A 20,602-nucleotide genomic window follows, 5' to 3' on the forward strand; every position below is an offset into this window, starting at 1 on the left:
ATTTTTGTAAAAAAAGTTTTTTATCCTGCAATTTTATTGAGTTTCACCCCATAATTCCCATTTTTATAGGCTGCTTTTAGTGTATACTTAAAGAAGCAAAGAGAAATAAAGGGGTGAGCCGATGCTATTAGAAATCAACCACATTGCCAAAATTAAACGGGCAACCGTTGAAATAAATGATATTACTGTGATTACCGGCCAAAACAACTCTGGAAAAAGTACGTTTGGCAAGCTAATCCACGCCATTTACGCGGCGATTGATTTATATCAAAATAATTACTTATTCGCTTTAAAATACACGTCGATTCTGGAAGAATTGGAGAATTTGAACCGCTGGGTGGACGGCAAACGGGCTTCAGAAGTGAAGCTGCTGTATAAAGATTTGCAGTCAGCCCTTTATCAGCAAAAGCGGAAAGAGGATTCGGCACAAGAGGAAGCTTTGCTGCAAGATGCTTATCTGACTGAAGAGATTGACGTATTGTTGAACAATATCCAGCAGGAAATGACTTTAAAACCCTACTTTCCTAATCGTAAAACAATTGCTAAAATGGTGGAAAATATTAGCGAGCTGCAGAAACAGCCGATTGCTGATCATGCTGTTTTTGCTAAGCTGCTTGAGCGTCTGTTGAACCTAGAATTTCCAGCATCGCTGATTTCTAAGTTTTCGCTGACTAAATCAGCCAGGGTTACCCTTAAGGAAGACAATGGTGATCTCGTTCAGCTGAGCTTCAAGAACAATCACTTGGACACAGCGGGCTGCACGACTGATTTGACAAAAAAATACAAAAAAGCAATTTACTTAGATGATCCTTTTTTATTGGATGCTTTGCCTGATACCAGCGAACGTCGGACATACGGCGGTGCCCCTTCAGAACAAATGAAGCAAGCCAACGAGTCAAACTATCGCCTGAGGCTGATCGAACAGATGAAAAAAGGAGAGGTCTCTCGTCAGGTTCGAGGTGAACGGATTGCAAACTTTCTATCTGAAGTGCTTGTCGGCGAACTGGTTCACAAACAAGCGGGCTATTATTACTTTAGCAAGGAATTCCCTAACGGCATCCCCTTCAGCGCGATGTCTTCTGGGATGAAGCCTTTTGCTATGCTGCAAATTTTACTGCAAAATGGTCTATTGGCCAGCTGTGAGTATTTGATTTTTGATGAACCAGAGACGCATCTGCATCCTCAATGGCAAATCAAGTTCGCAGAATTGATCGTCCTATTGGCTGAGGCGTACTCCCTAAAAATTTTGGTTACTTCCCATAGCCCCTACTTTATTGAGGCTTTGGATATTTTTTCTGCCAAATTAGACACTAAATTTTATTGTGCTGAGCCCGATAGGCATGATGCACGGTTAAGTGTGTTGCGGGAGGTTACTGGGAATTTGGAACCTATTTATAAGGAGCTTTATCAGCCGCTTTGTGAGTTAGAGGAGTTAAGAATTAAACAGAAAAAAACGCGAGGATAACTTTTTCCTTCTATTATATAGGTAAAACCGAGGGAGGTCCCTCGGTTTTTTTGTCGGCTGTTTGGACCGTTGCTTTTTATGAGAAACTTGCGGCTAAAAATGGTCTGTCAAGAAACTGGCTATCTATCCTTAAAAAATGTACTTTTCCTCAACTTATCAAAACAATTCCTTTAAATTTACAAATTCACAACGATATCTCCTCACTTTTTTCTTGATTGCTCACTAATTTGTCTTATTGAGAGCAGCTTCACTTTAAAATACTTGTCAAACGAGCATTTTATAGCTAAAATTGTTTAATAAAGGATAGCAAAAGAATTACATTATTGTTCTTAACACCGTCTTTATCATCGGAATATACTTATTTTTGTCGCAACTTTCGATTTTAGTGAATGTCCGGCTTTTTCTCATATTTTTTGCGAATTTTTGATGAAATTTAGATTAAAAAAAGGTAAAATATGAATGAGTACTCTCGCCTTTAAAGAAAGGAGAAGCCCGTGAAAGCCTTATTAAGTACAGCGATTTATCGCAAGATTACCTTATTGGAATTTTTGGACAATTTTTCCACCTGGTGTCCAACAAAAGATGTGACAAGTTTTTTGAACTGCTCGGCAAAGACCTTACTGAGCGATATTGATTACATAAATGAATTTTGGGGCGAGTATGTCTACGTTGAATATTCCAAGTTCCAAGGGGTTCGTTTAAACAATTTAGCTTCTAACAAAATGGCCAATGTCTACAGTACCATCTTTCAGGAGTGTGACGAATTTCAATTTATTGAAAAGCTGCTCCACACCCCCAACGAAGATGCCGATTATTGGATCAATGAATTGTTTATGAGTGAAGCTTCTTTTTACCGTATGGTGAATGCGGTTGAAGCTTTTCTGGAAAAACGGGGATTGGTCTTAGAGCGGGGACCTTTTCGAATCACTGCACCCGATGAACGCTGGGTTCGCTTTTTCTATCAACAATACTATACCGAAGCCTATGGGATCAATGATTGGCCTTTTGACATTGATCAGCGGGGGACCTTCTGCTACGTCATGCGAGCCTCCACAGATTTTGATGTTTCCTTGGATGATCGCGAAATTCAGAATGCCTCTTTTTTACTGATGGTCACCTTGATTCGCATGAACCAGGGATTCACTTTATCAGACCAGCTTTACCAGGAAAGTGATGACACGATTGACAAGGTGATTGAATACAGCGAAGAAATTGTAGCTGATTTGCTAGATGGCAGTCCCTATTCCCTCCCTAGAAAATGGTACAAAGAAGTTGCTCGCACGGTTTTTCACGAGTTTTACAGCTGGGACAACGAACAGCAGGTCATTCGGATCCACAAAAAGGTCAACAATTTTCTAGATAAGTTAACACGAGCGGTAGAGTTTCCGCTGCTGGAGGAAGATCGCAATAAGATCACTCAGCAAATGATGTCCTGGTATGTCCAGTATAATTTTTATCCCTTCAAGCGAATTATTCTGTACGATAAGCAGCGGAAGTTTGCCCACGAGGTTCATCATATGTACCCGGTATTTTCCACGTTGGTGACTTTGTACCTGGAAGATATAGACAAACGCAATCCTACCTTATGGATTAATGTGCGCTTGTACGACATAATGGCTCTTTTAATGAAGGAATGGACGCAGTTGCCGATCCAATTGGAGAAGATGCGCAAGCAGGTTTCAGTGATTTTAGTCAGCAATTTAGGCAAAAAGCATGCGGAAATGATGCGGGACTTCTTGTACGCTCAATATGGCGACAAGCTGAAGCTGGATGTTTTTGAATCCACGGTGCTATTTTCCGGTCCAGAGGATTTTGAAATCCTAAACGACTATGACCTGGTCATTAGCAACAATCCAATTGACAGCTATCAAAAGGATAACTGTTTGATCGTAAATAATTTCATCTCGGCCTCTGATTGCGACACGTTAGAGGACTATATTTCTCAGATCCAGCAAAAGTCGTCCTTAGACTTTATTCGCGACATCGGGTATTCCTATTTAAGACGGGCAAAACAAATTTACTCTTATCCTTACATGCCTGCCCAAAAGGTGTCGAATTAAATCAGAAAAGCTTTTTAGTTTTGAATACCTCGTGCTATCCTTAATAGGCAAAAAAGCGCGAAACCCGCTTCTTTTTTACAAAGTGGTTTTCGCGTTTTTATTATGCGGCAAAGACAATTAGATTTAGGTCATCATTAATACAAGTTTGCAAGGTAATGCGTTCGCCACCGCCTGTACCAGTAACTTGATCCCAGTAATCGGCGCCATCTAATCCGTAGGCACTATCGTCTACTGTTACAATATTTTGGACTGTGTAGGCTGTGACCTGACCGGATGCATCCGATACTTCAATCACTGAACCGATACCTAATGAGAATAATACGTTAAAGGCTCCAGGGTTGTGACCGATAATATGGCTGTTCATTCCGTCATTTCCGGATTGTACCGGTGCGCCACCCCAAGTTGCGGCCACTCCGTGATTGGCATCAATAACGGCTTGTCCTGATCCTTGTCCAGCATTGCTGTAAGGAATGAAAGAGCCGGCAATTTGCAGCATGTTCGGTTGCCACTGGGAAACCGGTGCTGGTGCGGGTGTTTCTTCTACTACTGCTGGCGCTTCGACAACCGTTTCTTCTACTACTGGTGCGGGCGCAGGTTCTTCAACAATTGGCTCAGTTACTTGGCTGTTAACTACTTCTGCACTTTCCGGTGTAGTTGCTTCGGGAGCTTCATTACTTGGCGCAGCTTCCTCAGCTGCTTCATTTTCATCAGATGATGCTGTTGCTTCTTTAGTTTCTGTAATTTCAGATGAAAGAGTTGTTTCCTCTGCTTTTTCAGACTGTTCTGTCTTGGCAGCTGTCGATGAAGTGCTTGTTTGAGCTGCAGTATCTGTAAACACTTCTGGTAACATAACCAGATTTCCGAACAAAGTCAGTGACGTGATCGCCGCGATAACGGCTATAATTTTTTGGATGGTCATTTTATACCCCTCCTATTAGTTTGCAAGGTCTTCTTCCTTGTGCTTTAATCATAAGGGGTATTGCTGTTTTTGTGAAAATTGCTGTTCCATCAATAACGCTTAAAACGACCGAATAAGTTAATTATGATTGATTTAACAACATTTTTAATTCTCTTGCATAATTTTAGTTAGAACAGAAAAAAGTGATCGAGCATTTATTATTTTTAATCAATTTCCAGATACTTGTTTTTTTATAAAAATCTTTCGATCCAAGTCGAATCTCTTGTGTTTTTTTAAATCAGTGAATTTAAAGCAGCTATTCTGATCCGCTTGCGAAAAATAACGTTTGTTCTTTTAAAGATCAAAACCGGCCATGTAAGCTTTATTTGGCTTACATGGCCGGCTTGATTAAGCATTGATGACTCGCAGCATTTTGGCTATTTCCTCTGCTGACATCGTACTTTTCGATTTTTCGATCTTTAAGTTTTTGCCCGTTAGAATGTAGGCTGGCAAAATACGAATTCCCTGATAATACCATTCTTGATGTCGGAGCTTGTAAGTCGAACCGCTGGGCAGTGCATTCCTTTTAGTAGCTTCCTTAGCAATCTTATTGAATGCCTTACGAGCAACATCACCCATCAGCATGATCACTTCTACATTGGGAAACAAGTCCAGTTCAGCTTTTAACAATGGCAGGAAATGTTCGATGGTTTCATTAGGAATCGTGCTGGTTGTTTTAGGCAGCTTCACAGCATTGGTAATATAGATTCCTAAGTCTAATATGTCATCAACGGTTTGTACCTTAGCTCCAGCTTGCTGAAAAATTGCCAAAGTCGATTGTAAATACTCCGGTTTATCCGCTAAACTGTAAAAATCCTCCAGCGGATGATCCGCTACTACCTCACTGATCATGACTGCTTTGATTTTCTGTGGATCAATTACTTGGGTAGGAAAATAGTCGAAAAGTTGGGCAGCTTCCTCCGGGTAGTGTTCTTCGACAAAGTTTTTCAGTTGATCCATCATTTTTGATTCCTCCTTAATTGTTGGTAAGCTTGCTGATGAGCGGCGGCAACCTGATCCTGCAACTTCGCAGGCTTCACTTTTTTTAACGCCGGACCTAATGATAAACAAAATGAAATTAACCAGTCATCGATGGGCAGCTGCACACTTACTCGAACCAGCTCTCCTATTTGTTTGACGACTTCGGCTCCAAAAATATCAACTAATCGATGTTTAACTGTTTGATCAGCTGTCAGTTCCACGGTAACTTTTTGGCTATAGCTTTCACTAGCCTGAGAAAAGTACTCTTCTATAGAAGAAACACGTTCGAAGTTCTCGTCCACTGCCTGGAATTGCAGGATACGAGACAGCCGAAACAGCCGCAGATCGGACTTATTGCGGCAAAAGCCAAATAAATACCACTGATTTTGCTGGAAAACCAATTTCATCGGTTCGATGCTGCGCCAACCTTCTTCTCCCCTGCCATTAATATAGTAGATTTTCAACACTTACTTGTTTAGGATCGCTTGTTTAAACTGCTTGAAAACGTTATTGGCTTGCGTTTGATCCGCTCCCCAGCGAGTGAAATTCACCCACAAAGGATCAGCCGATTCATCTTTCCGCAAGCTAGCCAGCTTTGCCTGAACTGACTTGGTTTCCGCAAATCCTGTGGCTGCTAAGCTGGTCAGTGCCATCATCAATTCTGTTTGTTCTTGTTGGGTAATAAATGTCCGGTCCAGCAGAAAATCTTCCATTAAAGAAACGCCGCCATTTCGTCCTATGGTAGTATATATTGGCATCCCCGCTTGACTTAACTGATCCAAGTCGCGATAAATCGTCCGCAAAGAAACCCCAAACTCTTCAGCTAAATGAACAGCGGTGGTTTTGCGATGTCTTAGTAGATAAAATAGTAATTGGATGGTTCGATTTGTTTTCATGAATGATCACCTACATTTATTGTATCAAAAAACCCTGACAGATTCCGTCAGGGTTTGTGCTTTTTAGGCGTTTAATTCAAAATGATGATGCCGTAGTTCAATGCCATAGCGAAGGTTACCCATAAAAAGTAAGGTCCCATCAGCCACATGGCTACTGGTTTGTGACGCAGATAGTACAATTGCTGGATGACTAGTAAAATCCAAAGGGCCGTAATATCAATCACTGAAAGCAGGTTGCTTTGCAGTCCGAAAAATAGCGGCGACCAGATAAAGTTCAAAATAAATTGTACTACGAACAATGGAATCATGGTACGGCGTTCTTCTCTGACTGGATGTGTCCAAATTAGATAGAAAGTAATCCCCATCAAGATGTATAAAATAGTCCAGACCGGGCCAAACAACCAACCTGGAGGAGCAAATGATGGCAATTCCAATTGTTGGTAATAGCTTTGGGCATTTCCCGCGGAAAGTCCTGAAAGCATACCTAATAGCGTGACACCGATTGTACACAGCCAAAAACGAAAGTCTTTCAAAATGTTCATCATAATCTCTTCCCTCCTTCCATGAATTTACTCTACCACGATTTATTTTATCAGGCGATAAATACGCTCAAAGCTTGATTTTCCTAAGTTTTGAGAGGTCTGAGGCAGCCTTTTAGATAACCTGTGTTATAATTATAGGTATATCAAAGAAAGCGGGTGTCTGCATGTTTTACTTAGACGAAACCGAAGAAAACGAAAAGAAAACCAATGAAATTCCTGATATTTACCGTAAAAAACTGTTGGATCAACGGACGGTTCTTATTTATGGAGAAATTACCCAAGAATTAGCTAAAGACATTACGTCACAATTATTGCTGCTGTCAGCTTTAAGCGACGATCCGATTACCATTTATGTCAACAGCCCTGGCGGCCACGTAGAATCTGGTGACACCATTCATGATGTGATCAAATTTATCAAACCAACGGTTAACATGATCGGAACTGGCTGGGTAGCAAGTGCTGGGATTACCATTTTCTTAGCAGCTGAAAAAGAACATCGCTACAGTCTGCCAAATACTCGCTACATGATTCACCAACCAGCTGGCGGCGTCAGCGGACAAACCACGGAAATTCAAATCGAGGCCAAAGAAATCATCCGCATGAGAAAACGCATCAATCAATTGATTGCAGATGCAACTGGTCAAACCGTGGAAAAAGTCGAACAAGATACCGATCGCAACTTCTGGATGTCGGTAGATGAAGCCAAAGATTACGGGATTGTCGGCAAAATCATCGCTACTTCAGATGAAATCGGCAAATAATGACTTGTTTCGCTAAACTTTTTAGTATATTCTTTAATTAAGCTGCACTTTGTGTCGCTTTGACGATGAATTGAATATTTTTTGCGGGGGGACGCGTAGCGTTGAGAAGGTAAAACCTGACCCTTAGAACCTGTTGGTTAACACCGTCGGAGGGAAGCAAGTCTAGCATAAAATGGATGGGCGTCCTCTAATTTTGAGGACGTCCTTTTTGCGTATAAAAAAGGAGGAGTTTTTAATGATGAAAAAAGCATTAACGATCGCCGGCTCTGATTGCAGCGGCGGCGCAGGGATTCAAGCCGATTTGAAAACCTTTTCGGCCCATGGCGTTTTTGGTATGTCGGTAGTTACTTCAGTGGTGGCTGAAAATACCGTGCGAGTGCTTTCTTATCAGGATATGACCCCGCAAATTATTCAGGAGCAAGTTGACGCCGTGTTCGAGGACATCAAACCCGATGCGGTGAAAATTGGGATGCTTTCTACGGTGGAAACGATGCGGGCGGTTGCCGAAAGCTTGAAAAAATGGCAGCCGGAAAAAGTCGTGCTAGATCCGGTGATGTATGCCAAAAACGGCTGCGCCTTGATGGACCCCACCTCCATCGATACTTTGATTGAAGAAGTTCTGCCGCTGGCCAGCTTGATTACCCCGAACGTACCTGAAGCCGAAAAAATCAGCGGGCTGACGATTCAGTCATTAGAGGATATGAAAGCTGCTGCGGTAAAAATTTACGAACTTTGCGGAGCTGCGACTTTAGTTAAGGGTGGACATAAAGTTGGGAAAGCGACTGATGTGTTGTATGATGGCAAGGATTTTTCTGAATACAGCAGCGAACGAATCGATACTAAAAATACTCACGGTACCGGTTGTACCTTCTCTTCGGCTATTGCTTCCCAGCTGGCCTTGGGCAAAGATATGGATCAAGCCGTAGCCGAAGCGAAAGATTATGTGACCACTGCCATTCGTCATTCGCTGCCATTAGGGAATGGACACGGCCCGACAAATCATTTTTATGACTTGTATCAATCTGGTTTAAAAGAATAGTCACTCCACAGCACGAGAGGAAACTTTCGTGCTGTTTTGGGTTCATTATAATAGAAGAAAAAGTTGCGGGATGAATGGAACGTTCGCTGTGAAGTTATTCGAAGCTTTGTTGAAGCGACCAACCAACAAAATGTAGCTGGAATTATCGAAATGATGGCGGAAATTTGCGAATTTCGTAGCTGATAAAACCAGCATCCGAATTCGTGCTCTCGATTACGAGATTCGCTTCTGCCAAGAATTGATCGAAATTGGCTTGTTCAGTTAAATCTGGCAAATAAATTTTCAGCTTACTCATTTCACAAGCCAGCAGCAATTTGCCCTCCGGTTTGAGAATTCTTTCGATTTCGACGAAGGATTCTTTCAACTTTTGCCAGTGGAAGTGAGTTTGAAAAGCACAAACAAGATCAAAATTCTCGTTAGAAAAATCGGTGTTTTCGATATTTTGGACTTGAAAGCTGGCGGATTCATCCACGAATCTTTTACGTGATTGCTTGATCGCCTCTTCAGAAATATCAATACCCTGCAATTTCGCAGCTGGAAAACGATTGAGTAAATATTGCGAAGACAGCCCGTTGCCTATCCCAATGTCTAAAATGTCTAGATTCGCTTTGACTGGAATGCCGTTAAGCGCCCATTTGACCATAGGAAAGTAAGCATTATTCCAGGTTTTCATCATCAGCTTACCGATTATGCCTTGAGGATTTTTCGATTGGCTGATTAAATGCTTAAATATGAAGTACAGAACACCGATGGTTATAACCGCGATTATCAGTATGGTCATTGCTCACCTTTTTCTAGTTCATTTTTGACTTGAGCGGTCAACAATTTTAGAACGTCCTCTCCAGTTAACTCTTGAAGAGTGTTTTTTTCTTTACCAAAAATACCGTATAAAAACAACTGGACGAGATCCTGACTCAAGTTGTGATGAGCTAAGTCGGAATCAATGGCTAATCCACTAGAATTTAGCGCCCTCAGCAAAAATAAGACCGAACGTTTATCAATACTTTTAGGTAATTCTCCTAATTGATAACCTAAATCGATAAATTCTTCATATATTTTTTCCTTATAATCATTCATCGCCTGGTTAATTAAACCTGCTAGTTTTGGATCTGCCAACGACTCAGAACTGAAATATTTATCGATAGATTTCAGTTTATCTTTATTACATGCTCTAAATATTTCAGTTAGCTTTTCCTTATAAGATAGATTCGACGAATAAATCTCCTCAGCCGCTTTGGAAACATCTTCCATTAATACCGCAATCACTTCTTTTACTAACTCTTCTTTATTGGCAAAATTATTATAGATCGTCACCTGGGAAACTTCGGCCAGTTTAGCAATTTCCTTGATACTCACCTTAGAAAAACCTTTTTCGCCAAAAAGTTCCAATGCAGCTAGAATAATTACTGTCTTATTTTCCTTCATAAAGCATCGCTCCTTCTCCTCACTAATACTATACTATCTATATGCCTATTTCAACTATAAATGAAATATCACCTGTAATATTTCATTTTTTGAAACATGATATACTAATAGAAAAACATGGAGGTTTGCTATGGAGAATATCAAAGGGACTTGTTTATGTGGAAAAAATCAGGTAATTATCAAACGTTACGGGAATTTTGTTTACAGCTGTCACTGCGATATGTGCCGCAAAATGACTGCCGGCCCCGTCATGGCAGTCGATCCGGAAAAAAGTGACAACGTAGAACTGCAGCTAGACACTGAATCCGTTACTTATTATCAATCTAGCGAAGCAGTCGAACGGGCATTCTGCTCAACTTGTGGGACCTATCTATTCTGGCATCATTTAGAACGGGATCATTATTGTTTCAATGCCCAGCTGTTTCCAGACATCATTGCCGATGCCCAATTTGGACTTCAGGTCTTTTATGATCGAAAACCAGCCTATTATGACTTCGCCAACGAAACCAAGAAATTAGATAGCCAGTGGCAGGAAGTGGAATAAATTTCCACATCGAAAAACAGAGTCATCCGCGTAATATGCAGATGACTCTGTTTTTATCTGTTATTGGTACCTTTAACTCTTATTCCTTACTATACAACTCACGAAATTGCTGCACATGTTCTCTGATTTCATTGAAAGCTTCCTCTTTAGTGATACTTCCCCGCTCATAGCTTGTCAGCAGCAACATCATTGGCGCGTAAAAGTGCAGGGCTGCTGTTTTAGCATTTCCTTCTTTAATCAGCCCCGAGTCCATCATCGTCTGAAAAAGTTTTGTTTGAAAAGCAATCGGTTCCGCATAATAGCGCTGATAAAGCAGCTGGGCGATCTGTGGATTTTGAAATTGTTCGATGATTAGCAAGTGACGAAACCTGACCTCAATCTCATCTTCCAGATAAAAAAGGAACAGTTCTTCACTAATGAGGTCTAGATGGGAAAGGTTGATATGGCGAAAAAAATCGTCCACTTGCTCAGGATTTTTGGGAATCTTCAAGTAGTGCTCCCGCTCTAAATAGCGTTCCTTCATCATCACAAAAATCGCATCCAAAATACTTTGTTTATTATCATAATGGTTATAAATGGAACCTGCATTGATCCCAACCGCGTTGGCAATCATCTCCACCGAAACCCCTTGAAATCCATGAATAGAAAATAAGGTTAATGATTCTTCTAAAATCTTATCAGATGTATGCAGAAAAATTCTCCTTTCCGGTAAAAATGAATTTTAGCTACATTATGTCTAAGCTTGATCTTCTTGTCAATAAATATGAAAACGATTCTCAAATTATTTCGTTGCTTCAAATTTTTTATTCCTTTAGACTGAAGTTAAGGACGTCGACATCCTAATAAAAATTAGGAGGCACAACTTATGCAACATCTGCACTTTCGCGGCGATCACTATTCGATCGGCTACACCTGGGGCAGCACGCTAAAGAAAAATAATATCCGATTGTTGGACTTAATCCCTTTTGCGAGTTCCCAAGAACGAAATCAATTTGCGGCAAAATGTCTGCCAATTTACCAGCAGTACTTTCCTGAGATTCTAACTGAAATTAAGGGAATCGCTGACGGGCAAGGGATTTTTGAACGGCCTTTGCAAGCTGTTTTATTTGGCATGTACTGCTTAATGCCAGGTGCACATTGCTCCAGCTTTATTGTTAGAAATAAAAAGGGCAGTATCCTCGGCCGCAATAGCGACTTTTTGACGGCCACGGAGGACCTTTGCCTGAATACCTATTACCAACTTGAAGCTGATGATCACTATAATTTCCTCGGCAATACCACCGCGTTTGTCGAAATGGAAGATGGGATTAATGAACATGGCCTGGCGTTAGCCCTCACTTCAGTGGCACCATGCAGAGTTCAACCTGGTCTGAATGTTGGCATGCTGCTGCGGCTGATTTTAGAACGCTGCAAAACAATAGGCGAGGCGGTCCAACTAATTCAAGAAATACCGATTGCAGGATCTGGAACTTTAGTCGTTGGCGATGCCAAAAAACAAGGGATTTTGGTTGAATTAAGTCCTGATAAAACAATCGTAAAGTATTTAAGTCAATCAACTGACTATTTGATCGCTACTAATATGTTTCATACACCGGAAATGTTGGAGTTGAATCGCTTGCCGGAGGATACTTGGCATGCTGAAGAAAGGTATGACACGATCCAGATTTGTTTAAGTAAGCATGCCCCGGAAATGAATGTCGAGCTAGCACAAAATTTACTCTCGCAAGTAAGTAATTATAATCGCAACTTAGGAAGAGATACTGTTTGGTCCTGTGTTTACGATTTAGGCTCCTCCGATGTTTATCGAGCAGCAGGTAATCCAGCTCGAAATAAATTCCAGAAAGAACCGGATTACTTTTAAAATAAAACTGCCTCTTCACGTTTATCTTGTGAAGAGGCAGTTTTTGATTGATCAAAGAATTAGTCGTTTAAGTTGTAGCGCAGTTTCATATGATTAGAACCAAAAGTCACCATATTTCCCAGTAATTTGGTGGCTTTCTCCAGCGAAACCTTCGCCAGTTCTTCGTTGACTTCTTCTAAATAAGCCTGCAGATTTTCCTGGTTCATTGCCGCAAAATCAGCCTTGGCTTGGATTCCGCGAAACGCAGACATTACTTCCAGTTCAAAGGAATTACGAAAATCAGCATACATATTGTAGTTGCTGTCACCAATCAAAGCCGTGGTACAGCTTAACCAGTACATTTTCGTCATATCAAAGGTACCGTCTGCATCCCGGTAGCTGGCAGGCGTATCATTGACATTCGCATAAAACGGCACCACCGCGTTAAAGGTATTGGCCCCGTAAGCCAGCCAGTGAACACCGGCTACCTCATCAGGAACATGATTGCGTAATTCTAGAATATGAACGTTGTGATTGCGGTTAATTCCGATTGGCCGGAATAATTTTTTTTGATCCTCTGTGCCATTGCCGTAAGGATCATAAACCGTGTTCTCAAAATGAGAACTCAGCACCCATTTGACATCTTCGACAGAAATTTTACGATTTGCGTAACAAATAAACGGCAACTCTTGGTCCATCGGATCTTTTTCCACATCCGGTGTGAAATACTTTTGACCATACCAAGCCCTTGGATTATTGTAAACAGTATCTTTGATCGTTGCGCTGCCAAAGATATGACGCAAGTTAAACCCATTAAAATCTGGATTCAATTGATGCTCCTCGATCATGTCTGGCAGATCTGCAGAACACAAGGTATCGTCAGAATTAAAATTGTAGTCATCGATATTCATGCGGTTCGGCGCTACTACATAGGCATCATCCGGAATGCGAATCGCTGCCCAGTGATGTCCGCCGATAGTTTCCAGCCACCACACTTCCTTTTTATCGGAAAAAGCAATTCCATTTGATTCATAAGTTCCAAATTCCTCAAGCAAAGCCCCTAGCCGTTCTACCCCTTCACGAGCGCTATAAATATAAGGCAAGACCAAAGTTACAAAATCTTCTTCGCCAATACCGCCCTCAACATAAGGATCAATCCCAAGAATCCGCGCGTTAGTAGTAATTGTTTCAGTAGCTGACATAGCGACATTTTCACTGTTGATTCCTGCGGCAGGCCAAATTCCATCCGTCAAAATTGCATTGGGCATCGAGGTGTAACGCAGCGGATTGTCAGGTAAATCGATCTTAACTTTACTGATAACCGATTGGTAGTTTCGCGGCTGTTTATCCGGCGTAACTACCACAAACCGTTGCGGATCTAGTGCTTCATGACCATCGTCATTGCGGGCGATAATCGTGGAGCCGTCAATCGAAGCATCCTTTCCAACTAAAATAGTCGTACAAGAACCTGTTCTTCTTTGCATGTGAAACACTCTCCCCTTATTCATCTACCTCTACTATAGCACCAAGAAACTAAAGTTCAACCTGATATTTAGTGATATATTACCTGTTTGTAAAATAATTATTTTGATAAAAATTTTTTTCTTCGATAAAATGAAGTTGCATTCCTATCTAAGACGCTTAATTCAAAAAACAGCAAACGATTCTTGATGCGTTACCATCCATTTTTGACGTAACTCCGGCGTATTCGTTTGCGATACTAGGATTTACAATAATAAAAAAACGCTTGAAGCCTCTGACCGAAGTCAAAGATTCCAAACGTTCATTTTGTCAGCTGGCGTTGGCCTTTTCTAAAGGCTGTGTTAACGAACCAACTAACTGGCTGGTTTCTTCCAGACCTTTTTCTTTTAGCGTTTGAACAATTTTCGAACCAACTACTACTCCATCGCAGCACTCATTAAAACGTTCAACATGTGCTCGTTCCGAAACACCAAAGCCGGCTAAAACGGGAATTTTGCTTTCTTTCGTAATAGCTGCTAAATGCTCATCCAAATTGTCGCGATAATCCTTACCGGTTCCTGTTGTTCCGTTAATCGTTACCGCGTACACAAATCCTTCTGCTGCTTCTAACAACGTTTTGATCCGTTCCTGTGGACTAGTTAAAGAAATCAACTGCAGCAAAGCCAAATCTGACGCATCAAAGGTTGGCAAAACCAAATCGCGATGTTCATAAGGTAAATCCGGGATGATAAAGCCCTTTACATCGGTATTCTCTAAATCTTTAGCCAGCTTTTCCAACCCATAATGGAAAAAGGAATTGCTGTAGCCCATAAAAATCAACGGAACAGGTGAATCAAATTTTTGCAGCAGCTCAATTAATTTTTTCAAAGTGACTTTGTTAGCTAATGCTCGCAAACCGGCTTCTTGAATAATCGGACCGTCAGCAACTGGATCAGAAAATGGAACACCAATTTCAATCGCTGTGGCACCATTTTTCGCCAGCATAATAATTTCTTCCGGCAAAGCTTCTAAACCTTGAGCACCCGCCATAATATAGGGAACAAACAATTTTTGCTTTTCGGCTTTTTTCTTTAAATAGGTAGTTAAAGTTTTCATTTTGCTGCCTCCATCCGATCCTTGATTTGCTGAACATCTTTGTCGCCTCGTCCTGACAAGCAGAGAACGATGATTTGATCTTTTTCCATTTGCGGCGCCAGCTTCATCACATGAGCAATCGCGTGAGAGCTTTCCAAAGCTGGAATAATTCCCTCTGCTCGTGACAATAAATGGAAGGCTTCCACCGCTTCATCGTCATCGATGGTGACATATTCTGCCCGCTCGATGCTGTATAAGTACGAATGCTCCGGTCCAACGCCTGGATAATCCAAGCCAGCTGAAATCGAGTACGCTTCAATCACCTGTCCATCATCATCCAGCAACAAATGCATCCGCGCGCCATGCAATACACCAATGTCGCCCTGAGTAATCGGTGCCGCGTGTTCATCGGTGTGCAACCCTTTCCCAGCAGCCTCCACTCCGATCAAGCGAACCCCTTCATCTTCTACAAAAGGATAAAATAATCCCATCGAATTACTGCCGCCGCCGACACAGGCTAAAGCCACATCTGGCAAGCGTCCTTCGGCTTCCAAAATTTGACGGCGCGCTTCACTGCCGATCACACTTTGATAGTCCCGCACAATTTCTGGAAACGGATGCGGACCTAAAACAGAACCCATCACATAATGGGTATCTTCAACGTTAGCAACCCAGTATCTCAGCGCCTCATTCACGGCATCCTTCAAGGTTTTACTTCCAGAAACGACACTTTCCACCTTCGCGCCTAAAAGCTCCATCCGGAAAACGTTCAATTCTTGACGTTTTACATCAACTTCTCCCATGAAGACGATACATTCCATGCCGAACAATGCCGCCGCTGTAGCAGTTGCCACACCATGTTGACCCGCACCAGTTTCGGCAACAATTTTATTTTTGCCCATACGTTTCGCCAGCAGTACTTGGCCGATAGCGTTGTTTATTTTATGAGCACCGGTATGGTTCAAGTCTTCCCGTTTCAGATAAATTTTAGCGCCGCCTAGTTTTTCGGTTAAACGTTCGGCGAAAAACAACGGATTTTCCCGGCCTACATATTGGGTTAAATAATAAGCCAATTCTTTCTGGAATTCTGGGTCCTGTTTTGAGCTTTTGTAGGTTTCGGTTAATTCTTGAACGGCGTACATCAAAGTTTCCGGGACAAATTGTCCACCGAATTCGCCGTAAAAGCCTTTAGTTGTTGGTTGCTGATACATGTGTTTCCTCCTTGGCTGCCTGGCAAAAGGCAGTAATTTTTTTCAAATCTTTTTGACCGTCAGTTTCCACCCCACTGGAGACATCCACAGCCAGTGGTTGGAAATAACGGATGGCACTTGCGACATTTTCCGGGGTAAGTCCACCGGCGATAAATAATTTTTCTTGCGGTAGTTTAGCGGGATCGACTGCCTCCCAGTCAAAAACTGTTCCGTTGCCGCCCATATATTTAGCAGGGGGCGCGTCCAGTAACAAATATTCCTCTACTCCCGCTTCAGGTACTCCCGCTTCAGGTAAGGCTGTTGATTTGCGAATACTGACTGCTCGGATGATCGGTACGCTGACCGTTTCTGTTAACGGTTCTCCGTGTACTTGGACAAAATCCAGATCGGCTGCTTTTATAATAGCTTCAACTTCTTGCGACATTGGTGAAACGAACACGCCGACTTTTTTAACCGCATCCGGCACGTTTTCCGTGATGGCCCTCACCTGTTCTGGTGTCACCTGCCGCGGACTTTCCGCAAAGACAAAGCCTAAATAATCGGCGCCGCTCTTCACTGCGGTTTCCACTGCTTCAATAGTAGACAAACCGCAAATTTTAATCTTGCTCATTACCGTTTCACCCGCAGTTCCTTAATGGTTTCTGCTAAATTATCTGCCCGCATTAAGGTTTCTCCCACTAACACTGCTTGATAATCTTTGGCGATCCGTTGAACATCTTCGACCGTTTTAAATCCTGATTCACTGATGTACACACGATCATTGGCTGGCTGAGCCAACGCTTCGCTAGTAGCGATCGTAACCTCAAATGTTGTTAAGTCTCGATTATTCACGCCAATAATTTTTGCTCCAATGCGGTGAGCCACGTCCAACTCCTGTTGGTTGTGGGTTTCTACTAAAACTTCCAAGCCGATTTTTTTAGCCGCTTGATACAGCTCAGCTAAACGCTCCTCCGTCAAAGCCGCCACAATCAACAAAACTATACTGGCGCCGGCATTTTTCGCTCGAACCAGCTGGCGTTCATCAATGATAAAATCCTTGCATAAGACGGGCAGCTTGACCACCTGACACACGGCCTGCAAATCATCGATCGTTCCTTTGAAGAACACTTCGTCGGTTAGAACTGAAATTGCCGTGACTCCGCTGGCTTCATAAGTTTTTGCTTGGGCTAATATATCTACGTCGGTGCGAATATCGCCTTTTGATGGAGAAGCCCGCTTGATTTCACCGATTAAATGGATGTTTTCCGGTGCATTCTTAACTGTTTGATAAAAGGAAGGTCGACTAGTCTCGTTTTCCACTTCGACTTCTGGCAGCTGTGCTACCTCTTCGGCTTTTTTCTCTAAAATCGTTGCTAGAAAATCCACTATGCCACCGCCCTTTGTTCACGAATTAATTTTTGCAGGCAATCCATGGCTGCCCCTGATTTTAATGATTGTTTTGCTTCCATAATTCCTGCTTCTAAGGATGCAGCCTTGCCGCTGGCCAAAAATCCTAAACCGGCATTCAATAAAACTGTGTCGTAATAAACGGATGCTTCATTTTGCAGAACTGATAATAAAATATCCCGGTTCTGTTGCGCTTCGCCGCCGACGATTGCTGATAAAGGCGCACGCTCAAAGCCATATTCTTCTGGCGTGAAGGAGAAATTCGAAACTTTGCCATCTTGATAAACCGCACAATTAGTAGTACCTGCCAAGTTGGCTTCGTCCATCCCGTGGGCTCCGTGAACCACAATCGCTTTTTTCCGTCCCATTTTGCCTAACGTTTCAGCGGTTTCGCTGATAGAATCGCCAGCAAAGGTGCCCATCAATTGATTGTCTAAACGGTAAGGATTAATGATTGGCCCGATCAGGTTGAAAATTGTTGGTGTTGCCAAGTCGCGGCGGATGCCCATCACGTATTTCATCGCCGGATGCATCGCTGGTGAGAATAAGAAGGCAATCCCCACTTCCCGCAGTAAGTAATCAATTTTTTCCGGTGAAACCGTTAAGCTGATACCTAAGCTTTCTAAAACATCAGCACTGCCGGAACGACTGGAAACACTGCGATTGCCATGTTTCGCCATCGGTATCCCGCCACCGGCTAAAACGAAAGCAGCTGTGGTACTAATGTTGAAGCTGTTAGAATGATCTCCGCCAGTTCCGCAATTATCCATTACACCTTTTGGCGGCGTCAGCATCTTTTCCGCTTTCCCCTGCATAATCGTCGCTAAGCCGGTTAATTCTTCAGAAGTTACTCCTTTTAATTTCAGAGCGATTAGTAACGCACTAATTTGCGTATCGCTTAATTTACCTTCAAATATATTGCTGGAAATTTGGATCATTTCATTGGTCGTTAAATTTTGACCTTGATAGACTTTTTCAAATAATGGTTGCATGTGTATTCCCTACTTCCTTAATAAATTGATCGATCAATTGCTGGCCCTTTTCGGTGCCGATTGATTCGGGGTGGAACTGCAATCCGTAGACCGGATACTTTTTATGTTGAACAGCCATGATACAGCCGTCGCATTCAGCGACAATTTCCAATGCTTCTGGAAAACTTTCTTTTTCAATCATCAATGAGTGATAACGCATCACCTGCAGCGGCGTCTGAATTTCTTTGAAGCATCCTTTTGCTTTAAAGAAAATCGTGGACTGTTTACCGTGCATAATCGTTGGAGCCAAAACCACTTTGCCGCCGAAAACTTCGCCGATGGCTTGGTGCCCTAAGCAAATGCCTAAAATCGGTTTGTCGCGATAAAAGCGGCGAATGACTTCTTCCATCAAACCCGCATCGGCTGGTTTGCCTGGTCCCGGCGAAAGGACAATTCCGTCAGCCTCTTCAGCTAGCTGGAATAATTCTGGCGCGTCATTGCGTACAACGACTAAATCATCCTCACTGCCGAATTGGTGAACCAGGTTATACGTAAAGGAATCATAATTATCAATTAATAAGATCATTTTCCTACCTCCAATAATGCTTTGGCTTTCTGCATGGTTTCTAAGTATTCGCTGGTGGGATCAGAATCATAAACCACTCCGCCACCGGCTTGTACGTGGGCTTTTTTGTCCTTGACCACCATGGTACGGATGGCAATGGCGAAATCCGCTTGGTTGTCACAGGATAGATAGCCAACTGCTCCGGCATAGATGGAACGCTTGACCGGCTCCCATTCGTAAATCCGGGTCATCGCCCGAATCTTCGGTGCTCCGCTGACGGTTCCCGCCGGTAATGTTGCTTTCAGGGCATCCATCGCGGTTTGATCCTTCCGCAGCTTGCCTTCTACTAAGGAAACAATATGCATTACGAACCGATAACGCTCAATTGTCATGAACAATGGAACATGCACACTGCCGATTTCTGAAACCTTGCCGATATCATTTCGACCAAGGTCGATTAACATCTGATGCTCTGCGATTTCTTTTTCATCGGTTAACAGCTCTTCAGCCAAACCGTCATCTTCAATTTCATTTAAGCCCCGGCGTCGTGTGCCGGCAATTGGATTAGTTGTCACCGTGTCACCCTTCACCCGCACCAGACTTTCCGGCGAGCTGCCGATCACTGTTACCTCAGGAAAAGGCAGGTAGTACAAGTAAGCCGATGGATTCGTCACTCGCAAATGGCGATAGTAATGAAACGGCTCAACTGGAAAATCAGCACTCAATCGTTGGGAAGGAACGACTTGGAATAAATCTCCTTCGCGAATGTATTGCTTGGCTTGTTCCACCACTGCTTCATATTCCGCTTGCGTAAAGTTGCTGGTGAAGCTCAGCTTGATCGGCTCCAGCGGCTGATTTTCTTCCTTCTGCAACGTGAAGATTTCCGCTTCGATTTTTGCCACCCGCTCTTTTAAAACTTCTTCGCCGCACTGACTGTAAAGATCGCTGGCCACAATATTTAAGGTTTGCTGCTGATGATCATAAATCACGAAAGTTTCAAATAAGTAAAACTGCATATCCGGCAACCCTAGTGCATCCTCAGGAATCGTTCCAAGGTCTTCATATAAAGCCGCAATGTCATAACCGACATAGCCAATCGCTCCACCTTCAAATGGAAGTCCCTCCATTGGTTCATCCTTCAACACATACCGCTCTAACTCCTTCAATGGATCGGCACAAGCATAATGGGTATCGTCAAAATAAAACTCATTGTCCAAAAACTGAATATGATGAACCGGATTAAAAGCGATTAACGAGTAACGATTCGTCTCTGAATCCCGCGGAATACTTTCCAATAAGCATTTCGACTCGCCAGTTAAGCGAAAATACAACGAAACCGGTGTGACACAATCAGCGCTCAATTTTTTTAAAATTTTCATTATGTTCATCCTTTCCAAAGAAA

The 20,602-nt window shown here is 42.5% G+C and carries 22 protein-coding genes and 1 riboswitch; of the genes, 6 read left to right on the forward strand and 16 right to left on the reverse strand.

Annotated elements, in window-relative coordinates; all coding sequences use genetic code 11:
* Positions 1-121 precede the first annotated feature (121 nt).
* A complete protein-coding gene (locus tag JZO70_RS00315; RefSeq protein ID WP_207671532.1) occupies positions 122-1,465 on the forward strand; it encodes an ATP-binding protein in 1,344 nt (447 codons plus the stop codon).
* Positions 1,466-1,959: 494 nt separating this feature from the next.
* Complete coding sequence (locus tag JZO70_RS00320; RefSeq protein ID WP_207671533.1) at positions 1,960-3,525, forward strand: AcpB/EbpR/MafR family transcriptional regulator; 1,566 nt, start codon at positions 1,960-1,962, stop codon at positions 3,523-3,525.
* A 100-nt stretch (positions 3,526-3,625) separates the two neighbouring features.
* On the opposite strand, the gene JZO70_RS00325 is transcribed toward JZO70_RS00320, so the two are convergent.
* From JZO70_RS00325 to JZO70_RS00345, 5 genes are all read right to left on the reverse strand, one after another.
* Positions 3,626-4,444, reverse strand: a complete 819-nt coding sequence (locus JZO70_RS00325) for a class F sortase (protein WP_207671534.1) — start codon at positions 4,442-4,444, stop codon at positions 3,626-3,628.
* A gap of 387 nt (positions 4,445-4,831) precedes the next feature.
* Entirely contained in the window at positions 4,832-5,446 is a 615-nt protein-coding gene (locus JZO70_RS00330) for a uracil-DNA glycosylase family protein (RefSeq protein ID WP_242703689.1), read from the reverse strand.
* Positions 5,443-5,928 (reverse strand): helix-turn-helix transcriptional regulator, encoded by a 486-nt coding sequence (locus JZO70_RS00335; protein ID WP_207671535.1) that lies wholly within the window; start codon positions 5,926-5,928, stop codon positions 5,443-5,445. Before JZO70_RS00335 ends, JZO70_RS00330 begins: the two co-directional genes overlap by 4 nt.
* A gap of 3 nt (positions 5,929-5,931) precedes the next feature.
* Positions 5,932-6,360 carry a helix-turn-helix transcriptional regulator gene (locus JZO70_RS00340; RefSeq protein WP_207671536.1) on the reverse strand — a complete coding sequence of 143 codons (429 nt, stop codon included), beginning with the start codon at positions 6,358-6,360 and terminating at the stop codon, positions 5,932-5,934.
* A 71-nt stretch (positions 6,361-6,431) separates the two neighbouring features.
* The gene (locus tag JZO70_RS00345; protein ID WP_207671568.1) at positions 6,432-6,902 is read right to left on the reverse strand and encodes a TspO/MBR family protein; all 471 of its coding nucleotides are present in this window, start codon (positions 6,900-6,902) and stop codon (positions 6,432-6,434) included.
* 164 nt (positions 6,903-7,066) lie between these two features.
* Between JZO70_RS00345 and JZO70_RS00350 the strand changes: the two genes are divergently transcribed.
* The gene (locus JZO70_RS00350) at positions 7,067-7,663 is read left to right on the forward strand and encodes an ATP-dependent Clp protease proteolytic subunit (RefSeq protein WP_207671537.1); all 597 of its coding nucleotides are present in this window, start codon (positions 7,067-7,069) and stop codon (positions 7,661-7,663) included.
* Between the two features lie 75 nt (positions 7,664-7,738).
* Positions 7,739-7,836: riboswitch (TPP riboswitch) on the forward strand.
* Between the two features lie 65 nt (positions 7,837-7,901).
* The gene (gene thiD, locus JZO70_RS00355; RefSeq protein WP_207671569.1) at positions 7,902-8,702 is read left to right on the forward strand and encodes a bifunctional hydroxymethylpyrimidine kinase/phosphomethylpyrimidine kinase; all 801 of its coding nucleotides are present in this window, start codon (positions 7,902-7,904) and stop codon (positions 8,700-8,702) included.
* A 142-nt stretch (positions 8,703-8,844) separates the two neighbouring features.
* On the opposite strand, the gene JZO70_RS00360 is transcribed toward thiD, so the two are convergent.
* The gene (locus tag JZO70_RS00360; protein WP_207671538.1) at positions 8,845-9,483 is read right to left on the reverse strand and encodes a class I SAM-dependent methyltransferase; all 639 of its coding nucleotides are present in this window, start codon (positions 9,481-9,483) and stop codon (positions 8,845-8,847) included.
* On the reverse strand, positions 9,480-10,127 hold the full coding sequence (locus JZO70_RS00365) for a TetR/AcrR family transcriptional regulator (protein WP_207671539.1): 648 nt from the start codon (positions 10,125-10,127) through the stop codon (positions 9,480-9,482). Before JZO70_RS00365 ends, JZO70_RS00360 begins: the two co-directional genes overlap by 4 nt.
* Before the next feature lie 130 nt (positions 10,128-10,257).
* On the opposite strand from JZO70_RS00365, the gene JZO70_RS00370 reads away from it, so the two are divergent.
* Complete coding sequence (locus JZO70_RS00370; protein ID WP_207671540.1) at positions 10,258-10,671, forward strand: GFA family protein; 414 nt, start codon at positions 10,258-10,260, stop codon at positions 10,669-10,671.
* 79 nt (positions 10,672-10,750) lie between these two features.
* Here the strand turns inward: JZO70_RS00370 and JZO70_RS00375 are convergent, their stop codons facing one another.
* Positions 10,751-11,368: a TetR family transcriptional regulator gene (locus tag JZO70_RS00375; protein WP_207671570.1), complete on the reverse strand. Its 618-nt coding sequence runs from the start codon at positions 11,366-11,368 to the stop codon at positions 10,751-10,753.
* A gap of 168 nt (positions 11,369-11,536) precedes the next feature.
* On the opposite strand from JZO70_RS00375, the gene JZO70_RS00380 reads away from it, so the two are divergent.
* Positions 11,537-12,532: a C45 family autoproteolytic acyltransferase/hydrolase gene (locus JZO70_RS00380; protein ID WP_207671541.1), complete on the forward strand. Its 996-nt coding sequence runs from the start codon at positions 11,537-11,539 to the stop codon at positions 12,530-12,532.
* Between the two features lie 59 nt (positions 12,533-12,591).
* Here JZO70_RS00380 and JZO70_RS00385 read toward each other — a convergent pair whose 3' ends face one another.
* The 8 genes from JZO70_RS00385 to trpE form a co-directional block, all read right to left on the reverse strand.
* Positions 12,592-13,995 (reverse strand): C69 family dipeptidase, encoded by a 1,404-nt coding sequence (locus JZO70_RS00385; RefSeq protein WP_207671542.1) that lies wholly within the window; start codon positions 13,993-13,995, stop codon positions 12,592-12,594.
* Between the two features lie 307 nt (positions 13,996-14,302).
* On the reverse strand, positions 14,303-15,088 hold the full coding sequence (trpA, locus tag JZO70_RS00390; RefSeq protein ID WP_207671543.1) for a tryptophan synthase subunit alpha: 786 nt from the start codon (positions 15,086-15,088) through the stop codon (positions 14,303-14,305).
* Positions 15,085-16,278, reverse strand: a complete 1,194-nt coding sequence (gene trpB, locus JZO70_RS00395; RefSeq protein ID WP_207671544.1) for a tryptophan synthase subunit beta — start codon at positions 16,276-16,278, stop codon at positions 15,085-15,087. The genes trpA and trpB overlap by 4 nt, the downstream gene beginning before the upstream one ends.
* Positions 16,256-16,888 carry a phosphoribosylanthranilate isomerase gene (locus JZO70_RS00400; RefSeq protein WP_207671545.1) on the reverse strand — a complete coding sequence of 211 codons (633 nt, stop codon included), beginning with the start codon at positions 16,886-16,888 and terminating at the stop codon, positions 16,256-16,258. Before JZO70_RS00400 ends, trpB begins: the two co-directional genes overlap by 23 nt.
* A complete protein-coding gene (gene trpC / locus JZO70_RS00405; RefSeq protein ID WP_207671546.1) occupies positions 16,888-17,643 on the reverse strand; it encodes an indole-3-glycerol phosphate synthase TrpC in 756 nt (251 codons plus the stop codon). Before trpC ends, JZO70_RS00400 begins: the two co-directional genes overlap by 1 nt.
* Positions 17,643-18,656, reverse strand: coding sequence for an anthranilate phosphoribosyltransferase (gene trpD / locus JZO70_RS00410; RefSeq protein ID WP_207671547.1), 1,014 nt, complete (start codon positions 18,654-18,656; stop codon positions 17,643-17,645). Before trpD ends, trpC begins: the two co-directional genes overlap by 1 nt.
* On the reverse strand, positions 18,640-19,221 hold the full coding sequence (locus tag JZO70_RS00415; protein WP_207671548.1) for an anthranilate synthase component II: 582 nt from the start codon (positions 19,219-19,221) through the stop codon (positions 18,640-18,642). Before JZO70_RS00415 ends, trpD begins: the two co-directional genes overlap by 17 nt.
* Positions 19,218-20,579, reverse strand: a complete 1,362-nt coding sequence (gene trpE, locus JZO70_RS00420; protein WP_207671549.1) for an anthranilate synthase component I — start codon at positions 20,577-20,579, stop codon at positions 19,218-19,220. Before trpE ends, JZO70_RS00415 begins: the two co-directional genes overlap by 4 nt.
* Positions 20,580-20,602: the final 23 nt, after the last annotated feature.

This window comes from Candidatus Enterococcus moelleringii (genome assembly GCF_017377575.1).
GTDB classification, from domain to species: Bacteria; Bacillota; Bacilli; order Lactobacillales; family Enterococcaceae; genus Enterococcus_A; species Enterococcus_A moelleringii.